Source organism: Heyndrickxia camelliae, assembly GCF_002844575.1.
Classification (GTDB): domain Bacteria; phylum Bacillota; class Bacilli; order Bacillales; family Bacillaceae_C; genus Margalitia; species Margalitia camelliae.
In genome coordinates, this window is record NZ_PIQO01000003.1 from 255,637 (window position 1) to 272,951 (window position 17,315).

General features: G+C 37.1%; 14 protein-coding genes. 2 read left to right on the plus strand and 12 right to left on the minus strand.

The window, feature by feature from the left end; all coding sequences use genetic code 11:
* Positions 1-711: 711 nt before the first annotated feature.
* From CWO92_RS06470 to CWO92_RS06505, 8 genes are all read right to left on the minus strand, one after another.
* The gene (locus CWO92_RS06470; protein WP_101353377.1) at positions 712-1,995 is read right to left on the minus strand and encodes a dihydrolipoamide acetyltransferase family protein; all 1,284 of its coding nucleotides are present in this window, start codon (positions 1,993-1,995) and stop codon (positions 712-714) included.
* Positions 1,996-2,013: 18 nt separating this feature from the next.
* Positions 2,014-2,997 (minus strand): alpha-ketoacid dehydrogenase subunit beta, encoded by a 984-nt coding sequence (locus tag CWO92_RS06475; protein WP_101353378.1) that lies wholly within the window; start codon positions 2,995-2,997, stop codon positions 2,014-2,016.
* A 22-nt stretch (positions 2,998-3,019) separates the two neighbouring features.
* Positions 3,020-3,964, minus strand: coding sequence for a thiamine pyrophosphate-dependent dehydrogenase E1 component subunit alpha (locus tag CWO92_RS06480; RefSeq protein WP_235851568.1), 945 nt, complete (start codon positions 3,962-3,964; stop codon positions 3,020-3,022).
* Between the two features lie 249 nt (positions 3,965-4,213).
* Positions 4,214-5,638, minus strand: coding sequence for a dihydrolipoyl dehydrogenase (gene lpdA / locus CWO92_RS06485; protein ID WP_101353380.1), 1,425 nt, complete (start codon positions 5,636-5,638; stop codon positions 4,214-4,216).
* A gap of 14 nt (positions 5,639-5,652) precedes the next feature.
* Positions 5,653-6,762 (minus strand): butyrate kinase, encoded by a 1,110-nt coding sequence (buk, locus tag CWO92_RS06490; RefSeq protein ID WP_101353381.1) that lies wholly within the window; start codon positions 6,760-6,762, stop codon positions 5,653-5,655.
* Positions 6,763-6,993: 231 nt separating this feature from the next.
* Positions 6,994-8,091 carry a branched-chain amino acid dehydrogenase gene (bcd, locus tag CWO92_RS06495; protein WP_101353382.1) on the minus strand — a complete coding sequence of 366 codons (1,098 nt, stop codon included), beginning with the start codon at positions 8,089-8,091 and terminating at the stop codon, positions 6,994-6,996.
* Positions 8,092-8,104: 13 nt separating this feature from the next.
* Complete coding sequence (gene yqiS, locus CWO92_RS06500; RefSeq protein WP_101353383.1) at positions 8,105-9,013, minus strand: phosphate butyryltransferase; 909 nt, start codon at positions 9,011-9,013, stop codon at positions 8,105-8,107.
* Positions 9,014-9,205: 192 nt separating this feature from the next.
* Positions 9,206-11,269: a sigma-54 interaction domain-containing protein gene (locus CWO92_RS06505; RefSeq protein WP_101353384.1), complete on the minus strand. Its 2,064-nt coding sequence runs from the start codon at positions 11,267-11,269 to the stop codon at positions 9,206-9,208.
* Between the two features lie 120 nt (positions 11,270-11,389).
* On the opposite strand from CWO92_RS06505, the gene CWO92_RS06510 reads away from it, so the two are divergent.
* Positions 11,390-11,629: a DUF2627 domain-containing protein gene (locus CWO92_RS06510; protein WP_101353385.1), complete on the plus strand. Its 240-nt coding sequence runs from the start codon at positions 11,390-11,392 to the stop codon at positions 11,627-11,629.
* Between the two features lie 30 nt (positions 11,630-11,659).
* Here the strand turns inward: CWO92_RS06510 and CWO92_RS06515 are convergent, their stop codons facing one another.
* Positions 11,660-12,400: a glycerophosphodiester phosphodiesterase gene (locus CWO92_RS06515; protein ID WP_101353386.1), complete on the minus strand. Its 741-nt coding sequence runs from the start codon at positions 12,398-12,400 to the stop codon at positions 11,660-11,662.
* A 286-nt stretch (positions 12,401-12,686) separates the two neighbouring features.
* Between CWO92_RS06515 and CWO92_RS06520 the strand changes: the two genes are divergently transcribed.
* The gene (locus CWO92_RS06520; protein ID WP_101353387.1) at positions 12,687-12,887 is read left to right on the plus strand and encodes a cold-shock protein; all 201 of its coding nucleotides are present in this window, start codon (positions 12,687-12,689) and stop codon (positions 12,885-12,887) included.
* A gap of 184 nt (positions 12,888-13,071) precedes the next feature.
* Here CWO92_RS06520 and spo0A read toward each other — a convergent pair whose 3' ends face one another.
* From spo0A to recN, 3 genes are all read right to left on the minus strand, one after another.
* The gene (gene spo0A / locus CWO92_RS06525) at positions 13,072-13,860 is read right to left on the minus strand and encodes a sporulation transcription factor Spo0A (RefSeq protein WP_101353388.1); all 789 of its coding nucleotides are present in this window, start codon (positions 13,858-13,860) and stop codon (positions 13,072-13,074) included.
* A 273-nt stretch (positions 13,861-14,133) separates the two neighbouring features.
* Entirely contained in the window at positions 14,134-15,423 is a 1,290-nt protein-coding gene (gene spoIVB / locus CWO92_RS06530) for a SpoIVB peptidase (protein WP_437177517.1), read from the minus strand.
* A 160-nt stretch (positions 15,424-15,583) separates the two neighbouring features.
* Entirely contained in the window at positions 15,584-17,296 is a 1,713-nt protein-coding gene (recN, locus tag CWO92_RS06535) for a DNA repair protein RecN (RefSeq protein WP_101353390.1), read from the minus strand.
* Positions 17,297-17,315 lie beyond the last annotated feature (19 nt).

Here is a 17,315-nt window from a genome sequence, read left to right on the forward strand (position 1 = left end):
GGTCGGTTATGTAACCGATTTCAATTACCTGAATATAAAATTCAGTTAGAATATACCTAATATTATTTTAGTATATAAATGCAATAGATTCCATCCACATCCAAGAAAATTTTAAATAATAATGGATGTTTATAAAAAACCGCTGTTTATACTAACGGGTTCTGTTCGCACTATTCGTTGATAAAGTCAACGACAACTCGGTTAATTTACAAACAAAGAAAATAAAAATGCATGAAAAAACAAAATCGACTCAAATTTTAAATCGAGTCGGTTTCCTATTTTATTCTCTTTAATTGAAGCTTGTTTAATTAAAAGCACAGTTTACTCCACAATCACGCCAAATTGCTTAGTTTTTTTATTTAAGAATTAACTCCTGGCAGATGTTGTTGTTTCTCCCACTTTTCCTTCTTGCCCATTCAAAAACCTTCGAATCGGAATATTTGTGTATATGAATAAACCGAAAATCAAAATATTGAAAAACCACCTGACCTGTTAGATTAAGTGTAAACCGTCACAGACTCTTTATTTCTACTTTAACACCTATTTAAACAGAACAGTAAAAAATTCAAATCATTCAATAAAAAAGCACAGTGAATCAATCACTGTGCTTTTTTTTAATGAAATTTCAAAGTTATTTAACGTGAGAAATAAAGTGCGAATTTTGTTTTTGTACTTCAAAACAGAACCCGTTATGTTTAGACAGTTTTTCCATTAGTATACGGATGTATTTTCTTTTGATATGTTTTCTAATATGGCTTTTACCCTTTGCAGGAAACGGCCGCATACTAATCCGTCTAGCACCCGATGGTCTAGTGACATACAAAGATTTACCATATCGCGTACTGCAATCATCCCATTATTCATCACAACAGGGCGTTTCACAATGGATTCGACTTGGAGAATCGCTGCCTGCGGATAATTGATGATTCCCATTGATTGGACAGATCCAAAAGAACCAGTGTTATTTACAGTAAATGTTCCGCCTTGCATATCCTCTGATTTTAGAGTACCAGTTCGAACTTTATTTGCTAAATCAACTATTTCACGTGCAATACCCTTGATAGACTTATCATCTGCATTTTTGATAACTGGAACAAATAGTGCATCGTCTGTTGCAACCGCAATGGAGATATTAATATCTTTCTTTTGAATAATTTTATCCCCAGCCCACATAGAATTAATTTGCGGAAATTCTTTTAGAGCTTGTGCCACTGCTTTTACAAAGAAAGCAAAATAAGTGATATTAAATCCTTCACGTTTTTTGAATTCGTTCTTAATAGAATCACGATATTCCACGAGATTTGTTGCATCCACTTCCATCATAGTCCATGCATGTGGAGCTTCATGTTTACTACGCAGCATATTTGCAGCAATTGCTTTTCTAACACCTGTTACTGGGATTTCAATATCTCCAGGAATTACAGGAATATTTGGAGCAGAAGCTGGTGCAGCAGGTTTTCCAGACTGTACAACTGGTTCAGGTTTTACTGCTGCTGGCTCTGGCGCATTTTGCGCTTTCTCTTCAGGAATAGACCCCGATTCGATGATGTTCAATAAGTCCTTTCTGGTGATGCGTCCTTCCTTCCCAGTTCCTTTTACTTGTGAAAGGTCAATATTATGCTCTTGTGATAATTTTAAAACGGCAGGAGAATATCGTATTTTCCCTGATGAATTAGCTGGATTCTCCATTGCTGGGGCAGATGCCTCTTCTTTTTTTGGAGTCTCCATTGCTGGCGTACCCTTATCTTCTGCGCCTTCCACTTCCATGGTACAAATAATCTCTCCTACAGCTAATGTATCCCCTTCTGAAGCGATCAATTCTTTGATAACACCGGTAAAAGAAGATGGAACTTCCGCATTCACTTTATCGGTCATTACCTCAGCAATAGGATCATATTTATTCACTTTATCACCAGGAGATACAAGCCATTTGCTTATGGTACCTTCCGTTACACTTTCCCCTAATTGAGGCATTGTAATGTTTTCGATTGCCATATAGTTGACCTCCTTCTATTAAAATTCCGCAAGCTCACGCATTGCTTTTTCAACCTTATCAGGATTTACCATAAAATATTTCTCCATTGTAGGAGCATATGGCATAGCAGGTACGTCCGGACCAGCAAGGCGCATAATTGGCGCATCAAGGTCAAATAAACAATTTTCTGCAATAATAGCAGAAACCTCACTCATTATACTTCCTTCCTTTGTATCTTCCGTTAAAAGAAGAACTTTACCTGTTTTCGAAGCAGCTTCGATAATTGCTTCCTTATCAAGCGGATAGACAGTACGTAAATCTAAAATATGTGCTTCTATCCCATCCTGAGCTAGACGTTCCGCCGCCTGCAGGGCAAAATGTACACAAAGCCCATATGTAATAACCGTAATATCCTCGCCTTTTCGTTTTACATCTGCTTTGCCAATTGGCAACACATAATCATCTTCGGGAACTTCTCCTTTGATAAGACGATAAGCCCTCTTATGTTCAAAGAATAGGACCGGGTCCTCGTCACGAATAGCAGCTTTTAGCAAGCCTTTTACATCATATGGTGTAGATGGCATCACAATTTTCAACCCTGGTTGATTTGCAAACACAGCCTCAACAGATTGTGAATGATAGAGAGCACCATGGACTCCACCGCCATATGGAGCCCGAATTACGATAGGACAGTTCCAATCATTATTGGAACGATAACGTATTTTCGCGGCTTCTGATATAATTTGGTTAACGGCGGGCATAATAAAATCAGCAAATTGCATTTCAGCAATTGGTCTCATGCCATACATAGCAGCACCAATTCCAACCCCAGCGATTGCAGATTCAGCTAAAGGTGTATCAAGAACCCGATCCTCTCCAAATTGTTCATACAAGCCTTGTGTCGCCTTAAATACACCACCTTTTTTACCTACATCCTCACCTAATACAAATACTTTAGGATCGCGTTCCATTTCTTCGCGAATAGCCATTGTTACTGCATCAATATATGAAATTACTGGCATTCCATTTCCCTCCAGTTCAGCCTTATTTATTTTGAGCGTAAACGAATTTCAAAGCTGTTTCCGGATCAGCATAAGGTGCATTTTCCGCATAATCCGTTGCTTCATTTACGATTTTCATGACACGATTATTAATTTCTTTTTCTAACTCTTCATTCATAACGCCAACTTCTTTTAAATAGGCTGCAAAAGTGAAGATAGAATCTTTTTCTTTAGCCGCATCCACCTCTTCTTTCGAGCGATAAGCACGATCATCATCATCCGAGGAATGAGCTGTAAGTCTATAAGATACCGTTTCGATTAAAGTTGGTCCTTCCCCTCTTCTGCCACGGTCTGCAGCTTCCTTAACTGCTTTATATACTTCTAAAGGATCATTCCCATCCACTGTTACACCCGGCATACCATAACCAATAGCACGATCCGAAACCTTTTCACAAGCTAATTGCTTTTCAATCGGAACAGAAATTGCGTATTTATTATTCTCACACATAAAGATTACTGGTAATTTATGAACCCCTGCGAAATTGGCACCCTCATGAAAATCACCTTGATTGGATGATCCTTCTCCAAATGTTACAAAGGTCACAAGATCTTTATTCTCCATTTTACCAGCTAATGCAATTCCAACAGCATGTGGAACTTGTGTTGTAACCGGTGATGATCCTGTTACGATTCGATTTTTCTTTTGACCGAAGTGCCCAGGCATTTGTCTTCCGCCCGAATTTGGATCCTCTGCTTTCGCAAAACCAGATAACATTACTTCGGTTGGGGTCATTCCAAATGTTAAAACAACCCCTAGATCACGATAATACGGCAAAACATAATCCTTCTCACGATCCAATGCGAATGCTGCTCCAACTTGTGCTGCTTCTTGCCCTTGGCAAGAAATAACAAAAGGGATTTTTCCAGAACGATTTAATAACCACATACGTTCGTCAATACGTCTTGCCATAAGCATTGTCTCATACATTTCTAACACCTTTTCATCACTTAACCCTAGTGCTTGATGACGATTTTCAGCCACTTTGCTACCTCCTATTTATAAAAAATTTAGTCTTTATTCTTTATATTAGCTCCAGCGCCTATCGGCTAGCTGATTTCTCCGTCTCCTCCCTACGATAAGTCAACATCAGCTCGTGTACTTCCTCGCTGTGTTTCCTTTATCTCAGTCGAAGACTACGAAATCCGTACGCCGATAATCAAGGCGCATTCGCTTTTCTTAACCATGTATTGCTTTTCCATCAACTGCTAAGGCAGCCTCTCCAATTGCCTCACTTAATGTAGGATGAGGATGGATGGTATGTGCAATCTCCCATGGTGTTGCATCGAGAACACGGGCCAGCCCTGCCTCAGAAATCATATCTGTTACATGTGGACCTATCATATGTACACCTAGGACATCATTTGTGTTCTTATCAGCAATGATTTTCACGAAGCCATCCGCTTCCCCATAGACAAGAGCTTTTCCAATAGCTCTAAAAGAAAATTTCCCAACCTTCACATTATATCCTTTTTGTGTTGCTTCATCTTCTGTTATGCCTACGCTAGCGATTTCGGGGTTACTATAAATACACTTTGAAATAAGTGTGTAATCAATTGGTGAAGGTTTTTTACCGGCAATATGCTCAACAGCTACAATCCCCTCATGGGAAGCAACATGTGCAAGCTGTAAACCGCCGATAACATCACCAATTGCATAAATATGAGATTCCTTTGTTTGATAATATTCATTTACTTGGATAAATCCTTTTTCAACAACTATTTCCGTATTTTGCAATCCAATATTTTCTGTATTTGCTGCACGTCCTACAGAAACAAGAAGTTTTTCAGCAGTAAATTCCTTCTTTTCCCCATTCCATTCAGCACTAATCGTTACCATATCATTTTCCTTTTGAAGTGTTTCAGAAAGAACTTTTGCACCAGTAACAATATTAACTCCTTTTTTCTTCATTAAACGCTGAATTTCCTTGGATATATCTTTATCTTCTGTTGGAACTATTCGATCTGCATATTCAATTACTGTTACATCAACACCAAAATCGGAAAGCATAGAAGCCCACTCAATTCCAATCACTCCACCGCCTACAATTACAATAGACTTCGGCAATTTCTTAAGTTCTAACGCCTCATCCGAAGATAGAACAAACTCTCCGTCAATATCTAAGCCTGGTAAAGATTTTGGTCTTGATCCTGTTGCAATAATGACATTTTTCGGAATCAGCATTTCATTTTCTTCACCTGTTTTCAATTCAACTGAGATAGTTCCAGGCATCGGAGAAAAAATAGATGGTCCTAATATTGTTCCTGTTCCCTCAAATACATCTATCTTTCCTTGCTTCATTAAATGTTGGACACCTTTATGAAGAGTTTCCACTATTCCATTTTTTCTCTCTTGAACACGATTGAAGTTTAGCGAAACATCGCTGGTCACTACTCCGAACTCGTCGCCGCGTTTCGTTGTTTTATATACCTCAGCACTTCTAAGCAATGCTTTACTCGGGATACATCCACGATGAAGGCATGTACCTCCGAGTTTACCTTTTTCTACTATCGCTGTCTTTAAACCTAATTGTGAAGCTCGGATTGCCGCTACATAGCCGCCAGTTCCGCCTCCTAATATGACTAAATCATATTCTCTTGCCAATATGGTGAACCTCCTTATCGTATGGTTTTCTCTAATACTCCTGGGTATTCTTTTGCACTTTCTTCTCCAATAAGAACCCTTAAAGCCCCTTCTGCAAGTGCTTGAAGCTCATTTTCTCCAGGATAAATTATAACATCTGCAATCCAGCTAACATAATCACTAATAGATTGTACAAAAGATTTCCCATATGCTAAACCGCCAGTAAGTACGATTGCATCAACTTTCCCCTTTAATACTGCACTTGCTGACCCAATTTCTTTCGCCACTTGATATGCCATCGCATCATAAATGAGCTTTGCATATTCGTCGCCTTCTGCAATCATTTCTTCCACCTTAACAGCATCGTTTGTACCCAAATATCCAACTAGACCACCTTGGCCAACTAATTTCTTCGTCAATTCATTGCGATAATACTCACCAGAATAACAAAGGTCAATAAGATCTCCTGCTGGAACTGTACCTGCTCTTTCCGGACTAAACGGACCTTCGCCATTAAGTCCGTTGTTAACATCGATTACCCTTCCATTTTTATGGACGCCTACAGTAATTCCACCACCCATATGGACAATAATCAAATGGAGCTGATCATACCTTTTCCCCAGTTGTTTAGCCACTTTTCTAGCGACTGCCTTTTGATTTAAAGCATGAAAGATACTTTTTCTTTCAATAAGAGAAAAGCCAGATATTCTAGCCAGGGGTTCCAATTCATCTACTACAACTGGATCCACTATAAAGGATGGGATGTTTAATCCTTTAGCTATTTCGAAAGCAATAATTCCCCCAAGATTAGAAGCATGTTGTCCCGAATATCCAATCCGCAAGTCTTCAAGCATTGCCTCATTTACAGAATAGGTACCGCCTTCAATAGGACGAAGTAATCCTCCTCGTCCACATACAGCACTCAGTTTTGAAATATTAATGCCTTCTTCATCTAATGTCTCTAATATTGTCTGTTTGCGGAATTCATATTGATCAATTACATTTTCAAACTGTTGAATTTCCTCTGTTTTATGCCGGATTGTTTTTTCTAAAATAGGATGTTCATTCTCGAAAATACCTATTTTAGTGGAAGTAGATCCTGGGTTTATAACAAGTATTCTAAAATTGGCAACTAATAACGACATTGTTACCTCCAATTGATGTGCTTTCTAGTATTTAGAAGTTAACGGTTAGATTATAAAAATACAGAGTAGGTCTGATTCTTTCTATATAGATCTCCATTCAACATCAGATTAAAAACTAACATATATCCTTATGCTAGGAACGAAACGCCTCACTTATAGCCATTAAAGGTCTCAAGGCTTTTATGCCAAAACCACGAAGAGAAGCTAGAAGTGAGGCGCTTTATCTACTAATTATGCACGATTACTTAAGATATGGCGGTTATTCAATAAGAACTGGCTTCTAGACTTGGAAACTTTTGCAATTCTTTCCTCAGCCATGCGATCTGCAGCTACATAGGTTGGAATTCCATCGCGCTTAGAAATTTCGATTATTTTTTCAATGCTATTATAAATACCTTCAACCTTTTTCATTGCACGGTCACGGTTATATCCATAAAGTTCGTCTGCGACATTGATAACTCCACCAGCATTGATAACAAAATCCGGTGCATAGACGATACCCATTTCATGAATTAAATCACCGTGGCGAGTCTCCTTTAATTGATTATTAGCAGATCCTGCAATAACTTTAGCCTTTAATTGTGGAATTGTATCATCATTTATAATTGCTCCAAGTGCACAAGGTGCAAAAATATCACAATCCACACTGTAAATATCGTTAGGGTCCACTGCTACAGCACCAAACTGTTCTACTGCACGACTTACTGCTTCCTTATTAATGTCGGTCACAATTAATTTTGCACCTTCCTCATGTAAATAACGGCACATTTCAAAAGCAACGTTTCCTACACCTTGTACTGCCACAGTAAGTCCTTCTAGTGAGTCATTTCCAAATGCTTCTTTAGCTGCAGCCTTCATTCCAACATAGCAGCCATAAGCTGTAACCGGTGAAGGATTTCCAGAAGAACCAAATGCAGGTGAAATACCAGTAACGAAATTTGTTTCTTCATGAATTAGGTCCATATCTGCTACGGTTGTACCAACATCTTCAGCTGTTATATATCGTCCATTTAAACCTTGAATAAAACGTCCAAATGCACGGAACATTTCTTCGTTTTTGTCTTTTTTTGGATCACCGATAATTACTGTCTTGCCTCCACCAAGGTTTAACCCAGCAGCAGCATTTTTATATGTCATTCCGCGCGCTAACCGAAGCGCATCCTCGATTGCAGCCTCTTCAGACTCATACGTCCACATTCTAGTACCACCAAGAGCTGGTCCAAGTGTTGTATCATGAATGGCAATAATTGCTTTTAATCCTGATTGTTCATCTTGACAGAATAATAATTGCTCATAATCATATTTTCCCATGTATTCAAAAATTTTCATTGTTCATTCCCCTTTACAAATTTTTAGTTGTACAAATGGCCAACGCAAGTGAATAAAGTTTGCTTTTTGCACTATCAGACCGTGATGTTAACACGATTGGTGCAGTCGCTCCTGCTATCATAGCACCTACTTGCGCCTTCGCAAAATAAATTAATGACTTATAAAGTACATTACCTGTTTCAATATTAGGAACGAGAAGTATGTCAGCTAATCCTGCCACATCATTTTCAATCCCTTTATGTCTGGCAGCTTCTTCTGAGATTGCAATATCAAGTGCCAGCGGTCCTTCAATCCGACAACCGCTTATCTTTCCATTTCTATTCATTTCACTTAATGCAGCTGCATCAACCGTTGCTTGCATACTTGGATTGACCAATTCCACCGCAGCTAAAGCGGCTACCTTTGGACAATGAATCCCGATAGCATGTGCAAGCTGTACTGCATTTTGAACGATTTGTTCCTTCTGATCGAGATTTGGTGCAATATTCATAGCAGCATCCGTTAAAAGAATAAACCGTTCATAGCTTGGAACTTTAAAAACAGCAATATGTGATAGAACTTTATCCGTCCTTAATCCATACTCTCTATTTAATACTGCTTTTAATATTGTAGCTGTCGCAACATTTCCTTTCATTAATACGGTAGCCTCATTATTTTTGACTGCCTTGACAGCTTGTGTACATGCCTCCTCAGGCGAATGGACATGTTTTATAATAATATCGTTATTCTCCAAAAGATGGGGTTCGTACTCACTTAAAAGTAAATGAATTTGATTTGAGTCACCAAACAAGATAAACTTCCCTAATTTTTTTTGGTGGGCTAATGAAACTGCCTCCAGCACCTCGATATCTTCAGCGACTGCCACTGCCACTGTGGCCTTTCCATTTTGGGTTGCTGTATTTACTAATTGGTCTAAATCCATTCCTGCTGCTTCAACCCCTTTTTGTTCATTTTTAACAACACTTATTATAATGCAATTATCGTACCAACTTCATTTTTTTATGTCTATTCTAAATAAATTCCTTTTAACATCAGGTTCTTCTGAAAAAAATTCCATAAATAGAACACTAACTACCCTTCTTAAAACCACGCAATAATTTTCATACCATGCAAATTATTGCGTGCTATTGTTTGCAAGGTCATATTTATCTAATTTGTAGTAAAGATTTCTTAGTGAAATACCTAATTGTTTTGCAGTTGCAGTCTTGTTTCCATGATTGTTTTCCAGTGTTTCTTTTATAACTTGGCTTTCAAAATCCTCGACCATCCTTGTCAAATCCTTATTTTTTACGTGAATATTGGAAGAGGATGTATGTATACTTGATTCAGAAGATAAAAACCCTAAATGTTTCACATCAATATTAATTTCGCTATAATCCATGAAAATAATAGCACGTCCCAAAATATTCTCCAGTTCTCGCACATTACCTGGCCAATTATAATTCATTAAAACCTTCATAGCCGCTGAAGTAACGCCTTCTACATTTCTCCCGTAATCACGATTAATTTTTTGGATGAGACGCTCACATAAAAAAGGAATTTCCTTCTTTCTATTTCTTAATGGCGGTATTTGAATAGGCATACGATTTAGACGATAATATAAATCTTCTCGGAAAGAGCCATTCGCAATCGCTTTTTCTAAATTAACATGTGTGGCAGCGATGATTCTTACATTTATTGGTATAGGTTTTGTCCCGCCAACGCGTATTATCTCATTTTCTTGTAAAACACGTAACAATTTTGCTTGAGTGTTAATACTCAGCTCACCTATTTCATCCAAAAAGATGCTGCCGTTATTAGCTTCTTCGAACAACCCTTTTTTACCGCCTCTTTTGGCTCCAGAAAAAGCACCTTCCTCATACCCAAATAATTCGCTCTCCAACAACGATTCTGAAATTGCTGCACAGTTCACCCGAACAAACTTATTGTATCTTCGGTCACTGGCATTATGTATGGCATGTGCAAACAGTTCTTTCCCTGTCCCAGACTCCCCTCGCAAAAGAATGGTAACTGGGGTCTTTGCTGCTAACTTTGCTTGTTCCACAGAAATATTCATTTCTTCCGAATGGCTAATAATATCCACAAAAGTATATTTCGCTTCTAACGTTCGAATAATTTGCCTTGCAAGGTGAAGCTCTTTCGTCAATGATTGTATTTCTGTAACATCGTGAATAACACCTACACTGCCTTTCAATTTCCCATTCACGATAATAGGGGCTACATTGACAATCACTTCTTTTTTCATTGGACCTACCAACATTTTAACACCGCGTACAGGTCTTCTTGTTTGGAGAACCTTAAAATGCATGCTTTCCCCTTCCGAGATATCAGCCGTTGCAGGTTGACCAATTACTTGATCTTCTGTTAATCCTGTAATGCGTGTGTATGCAGGATTAATTAAAATCCCCCTGCCATACTCATCCACAACAGAAATGGCATCATCACTAGACTGTATAATTGCTTCGAGCATGGTTTGAATCTCTTTTAAATTCGTAATTTCTTCTGCAAGCGATACAACTTCGGAAACATCTTTAAAAACGGCAATAGCTCCAATTACCTCATTAGTTTCCGTAATCATTGGAATTCGGGTCGTGATTATTTTTTTTCCATTCTTTAACTCTGTTTCCTGATTTGCTTCCATTCTTCTCGTTTGAATAACTCGTAACAGCTTACTATTAGGAATAATTTCGAGGATATGGCTGCCAACTGCTTCTGTTATTGGCGCTTCAGTCATTCGTTCTGCACTGCGATTAAAGAAAATGATGGTTCCTTCATTATCAATCACAACCATTGCTTCATCTGTTGAATTCAATATCAATTGATGTTTATAGGACTCTTCTTTCAATTGCTTTATTAAATTTTCTTTTTCATCTAGTAGCTTTGCAATAAGGAATGCAATACTTCCTGGAATAAGTATTGTTTCTTTTTTACATTTTTCAAGGATTTCCCGATAGACCCCCTCATCACCCGTCACTTCCACAATAAGATCAACAGGATCGTTTATAAAGGTTTTCCAGTCCTTCCCGACTGCAATTCCGTACTCTTTTGCAAGCTTTATACCAAGAGCATCTTCATTAGGGTCTGTAACCGCAATAACATTAAAATCATGACTATTTTTGAATATTTTTAAAATGGCGGTTCCACCCTTTCCACCACCGACCACTAATACATTTTGCAATTTTTTTCCTCCTGAAATTGCAATTTTTTTCATGTTTATATTGTAAGGAAAAAGTGTATGCTTGACAAATTTAATGGGTAAGATATCATTTTCTTAAGTGAAAAATAAGGAGTTTTTAAGATGATACGATTAATCGCATTGCTCATCATGGTGATTCCCGGTATTCTTGCAGCGATTGGAATAAAATTAATGAGGGATATGCTGTTCGGAATATTACAACATCCCTTCCCCTATTTATGGCTTCAATTCTTAGTTGGTTTTATTTTCTTTGCCGGCGGGCTTGGTTTTATTGCTGGGTTTATCTTTCATCGCGATCGGAAGCGTAATAAAGTTCAGAAGAAGTTTAGTAAAAGGGCATAAAAAAATCTGCATATTCCTTTGCAGATTTTTTTATTTTATATATGCATTTCTTAATTCAACAGCTTCTTTGGGGAAGTCCGTAATGATAGCAGAACAGGAAAGAGCTAGTAATCTTTTTATATCCTTTTCTTTGTTGACTGTATAGGGACGAACTTGAATTCCATATTCCATTGCTGAGTTTATAATATCATCCGGTGCTATTTTATAATTTGGATGAATTCCTTTTGCGTGAATGGAGGCAGCATATACCCATGGCATAAAAAGTCCATCAGAATAAAGTGGTGCAATTTCAATTTCCGGCGCTAAACGATAGCAGTGAATAATAGAATAATGATTAAAAGAAGAAATAATTATTCTCTCCTCGAATCCGTACTCTCGAATTAATTGAATAACCTTCTCCTCAATATAGGGATATTCGATTTTCCCTGTTTTGAATTCAATATTGCATAGAAGGTCATTCGTTTTCATCCAGTCGAAGACCTCTCTTAAAGAAGGAATATGCGGAACTTTAAAAAAAGTTTTTACCGATTTTGAATGATAGCTGGCATTTAATTTTTGTAAATCTTTGATATTAAAATCTTTCACGAAGCCTTTTCCATTGGTCGTTCTATTAACTGTTTCATCATGTATCACAACGATCTCACCATCTTTGGAAAGTTGAACATCCAGTTCAATTCCATCCGCACCGCATTTTTCTGCTGCAATAAATGCATCCATCGTATTTTCTGGATATGTACCAGCTGCACCACGGTGAGCAAAAATGAGTGTCATGCTGTCACTTCCTTTAACATTAAAATCCTTTACTACATTCTATTATATGGTTTAATAAAAGAATATAAAGAAATTGAAAATTATTGGTTAAATAAAATCCTTTCCAAAATAAAATTTATTTATATTCTATATCCTACTTGCTTATTATCGCATAAATTGTTATGCTTAAAGAGGAATTATTTTTGTTCGGTATGTAAGGAAAGAAAGTGTTTAAATACTTATCGCCTATATCACTTGAGCAAGGATAGTAATACATTGTGTGCGAACACAATTAGGAGGAAATAGCATGTCACAAGGTACAGTTAAATGGTTTAACAATGAAAAAGGTTTCGGCTTCATTGAAGTTGAAGGCGGAGACGATGTATTCGTTCACTTCTCAGCGATTCAAGGCGACGGTTTTAAATCACTTGAAGAAGGTCAAAAAGTAACATTTGATATTGAACAAGGCGCTCGTGGACCTCAAGCAGCTAACGTTCAAAAAAACTAATCAGCTAAAAAGCGATTAAAAGGCATGTGTCTATTATGGACCCATGCCTTTTATTTTTCCTATTTTATAAAAAATACAGCGATATTCTTTGCATGAAATATATACAAACTTAAATAATTGAATAGCTTAATCACATTCATAACGGCACCCTGTATGTATCAGGGTGCCGTTTCCTACACTTTACTTAACTAGCCTTATGTTCCAAACGCAATTTATCAGCCACCATTGCAATGAATTCACTGTTCGTAGGTTTTGCTTTAGACATACTTACCGTATAGCCAAATAACGAAGAAATGGAGTCGATATTTCCACGGCTCCACGCAACTTCTATTGCATGACGAATAGCCCTTTCCACACGGCTGGCAGTTGTATTGTATTTTTTTGCGATATCTGGATAGAGAACTTTCGTTATCGATCCTAATAATTCAATATCATTGTATACCATGGAAATCGCTTCACGTAAATAAAGATATCCTTTGATATGAGCAGGAACTCCAATTTCATGAATAATACTCGTGATACTAGCATCTAAATTTTTGGTTTTTGGTTCTACATTATTTCGAACAGTTGAAGAAGTTCTTTTAATAACCGAGCTACCTTTTCCACTAACTTGACGAATTTGATTTGCCAAATTGTCCATATCAAATGGTTTTAAAATAAAATATGATGCCCCAAGTTCAACTGCCTTTTTCGTTACATCTTCTTGTCCAAAGGCGGTTAACATAATCACATTCGGCATAGGATTAAGATTTAACTCTCTTAGTTTTTCCAATACTCCAAGTCCATCCAGATGCGGCATGATAATATCTAGTATAAGTACATCTGGAGCAGCTTCTTCCATTAATTCTAAGCATTCTTGTCCATTATACGCCGCACCAGCTATTTCCATATCATCTTGAGAGGAAATAAATTCCTCTAATAATGATACTAATTCACGATTATCATCCACGACAAAAACTTTAATTTTCTTCACTAGCAGTTTCCTCCTCAGTTTATCCCTTTACAATTTTGTACTATAAACATTTTCGACAATTCAATTTAAATTCCTTCTATTTATTGAAATTTTCCCGAAAAAATAAGTTTTTCTTCTGTTTTCTTTAAAATTCTCTTGTTTTCGACCGTTTTCGATATACATTAGTGCATTTGTCGAAAAATCTTTATTTTATAATAACATATTTCGAAATAATTCACTATTACGTCCCTGCGTCCTTTCTAATAAAAAAGCAAGCCGAAGAGAGAGGCTCTTTCAGCTTGCTTTTTCTTTATCATTATATATGTTGATGCCAGCTTTGTTTAACATCCACTCTATATGAACTCCGTATCCGGAAGTTGGATCATTTACAAAAACATGTGTTACGGCACCTATCAATTTCCCATCTTGAATAATTGGACTTCCACTCATTCCCTGTACAATTCCCCCAGTTTTCTCAAGGAGTTTAGGATCTGTCACTTTGATGATCATTCCTTTTGTAGCAGGAAATTTTTGTGGGATCGTGCTTACCACTTCTATATCGAATGCTTCTACCTTATCCCCATCTACGACTGTTAGTATTTTTGCTGGGCCTTCTTTTACCTGATCAGATAAAGCAATCGGTAATGGTTTATCATATTTGCCGTTCTTAATCACTTTGTGTAAATTGCCAAATATCCCAAATGGACTATTCTGTTTTATATCACCAATTACCTCTCGATCCGTCGAAAAACGTGCTAATTTTTCACCAGGATTTCCATTACTTCCTTTTTCTATGGATGTAACAGTCGATTTAACAATTTGACCATCTTCTACCACTATTGGTTTTTTTGTGTCCATATCCGAAATAACATGTCCTAACGCACCATATTTTTTTGATTTCGGATCAATGAATGTCATCGTTCCTATACCGGCTGCTGAATCTCTAATATACAATCCCAATTTATAAATCTTTTCCGATTCATCTTTTTGCGGCTTAATTTCTGTGTTGAATTTTCCAGTATCACGTTGGATGGTTACTTTCAAGGGTGTTCCTTTTTCACCTGCTTCTTGAACAAATGGAGCCACATCAGACATTTTTTCAATCGTCTGTCCATTTAATTTAGTGATAATGTCGCCTACCTTTATACCTGCTTGATCTCCCGGAGAAACTTTACCATTTATTGTTTCGACCAAATGATGTCCTACTACAAGCACACCTTTTGAATTTAATTTTACCCCAATGGATTGTCCACCTGGTATAACTCGAAAGTTTTTTAATACTTTTACATCTACTTTTTTAATTGGCAGACCTGCTAATTCGAGAAGTATTTCATCTTGCCCAACTTTTTTTCCTTTTATGGCAAGCGATTGTTTTTCGTCATGTACGCTTACACGATCTTGATTTATATTCGCTGAAACTTCTGCTGCTTTTGCAAAGTTTATCTCATCACCTTGTAAAATGGTGATGCTTTTTGGAATGTGGAGATAGTCTTGAAAAGGTTTAGAAAACCCTATTAAACAAAGTGAAACAAGGAGAAATCCGCCTAACATTTTTCTAAGAAGTTCCCATTTCAAACTTTTCACTCTCCTCGCTTCTAGTCCACACTTATTTTATCTCTTGTCTTTTATTTGTCGTAGCGAAACTGGGCCTTTGCTTTTCTTTGCTACAGTTTTAATTTAGCCTTGAAACGCTCGAAATATAACAAGAGCTAATGAAAAAAAGCTACCCATTATGGATAGCTTTTCATGTAGTTTTTATAGTATAAGCTAATTCAATTAATTCTTTGGCATGTTCCTTGGTCACATCGGTTATTTCTACCCCAGAAATCATCCGGCCAATTTCTGTAATTTTTTCCTCAGGCGATAATTGCTGTACACTTGTTCTTGTCCTGCCTCCTGCTGTTTCCTTTTTAATAAATAAGTGAGTATCAGCCATTGCAGCAACCTGAGGAAGATGTGAAATACAAAAGACTTGTGAATCTACTGAAATTTGTTGAATTTTCTCAGCAATTGCTTGTGCAACACGACCACTTACACCTGTATCAACTTCATCAAAAATAATGGAAGTAATTCCTTGATGTTTTGAAAAAATGGTTTTTAATGCCAGCATTATTCTGGACAGTTCACCGCCCGAAGCTACCTTTACCAATGGCTTTAATGGCTCTCCTGGGTTTGTTGAAATATAAAATTCAACTGAATCCAGGCCATCTTTTCTAAAAGGAATATCTTGCATATCTAAATAATTTTCAGTACTTTGATGAAATTTAACCTCAAAAATGGTTTTATCCATGTAGAGTTGCTTTAGTTCATTCGAAATTGCATCTGTCAGTCTTTTTGCCCATCTCCGCCGCAAATCGCTAAGCTGTTTGCCTTCGAGAAACAAATCCTTTTGTAAGGTTGATAAGCGCTTTTGTAATTTTTCAATATGACTTTCACGGTTTGTAATGGTTTCAATTTCTTCTTCTATTTTTGCCCCATATTCAAGTATGCCTTGAATGGACTGGCCATATTTACGCTTCAATTGATTTATTTCGTTTAATCGATTTTCAATCTCATTTAAGCGGTCAGGTTCAAATTCTAAATGATCTAATGCATCACTTAAATTTCTTGTAATATCCTCAAGCGTATAAAAACAGTTAGAAACGGACTCCAGCATCGGTTCATATTCTTTATTCAACTCAGCTGCAGTTTCCATCTGGGTCATTAACAAACTAATCCAGTCTAACCCTCGTTGTTCTCCTTGCAGCGCTTCAAAACTTGTTTTTAAAGAATCGAATAATCTTTCAAAGTTCATCAACTTTCTTTTTTCATCTAATAGCTGCTCATCTTCATTCAACTGAAGATCGGCATTTTGAATTTCCCGTAATTGAAACTGAATTAAATCCAGTCGATGAGCCATTTGCTGTTCGTTCTCACTAAGCTTCTTTAAGCGGGATAAGGTTTGTTCATAATTCTTATAAATTTCGCTGTAATTTTCAATAGCCTTCTCAATTTCCGACTTTCCAAATTGATCAAGCAACTGTAGATGCAAGGATTCATTCATTAATTCTTGATGCTCGTGCTGGCCGTGAATATCTACTAATGTGCTCCCAAACTCACGTAAAACGGAAATGGTGACGAGTTTACCGTTGATTCTGCACACATTTTTACCGTTTACGGAAATATCCCGATGCAGTACAATCATCCCATCTTCCATTTCGATGCCGAATTCACGGGCACGTTCCACACATGGATGCTCATTGTTTTTTATCGTAAACAAACCTTCAATTTCTGCCTTTTTTTCTCCATGACGAATAAATTCTACTGATCCCCTGCCTCCAACAAGTAAATGGATAGCATCAATAATAATGGATTTACCAGCACCTGTTTCCCCTGTTAATGCGGTTAACCCTTTTTCAAACGATAAATTCAATTCATCAATAATCGCAAAGTTTCTAATAGTTAATTCTTGTAACAAGGCAAAGTCACCTCAATAT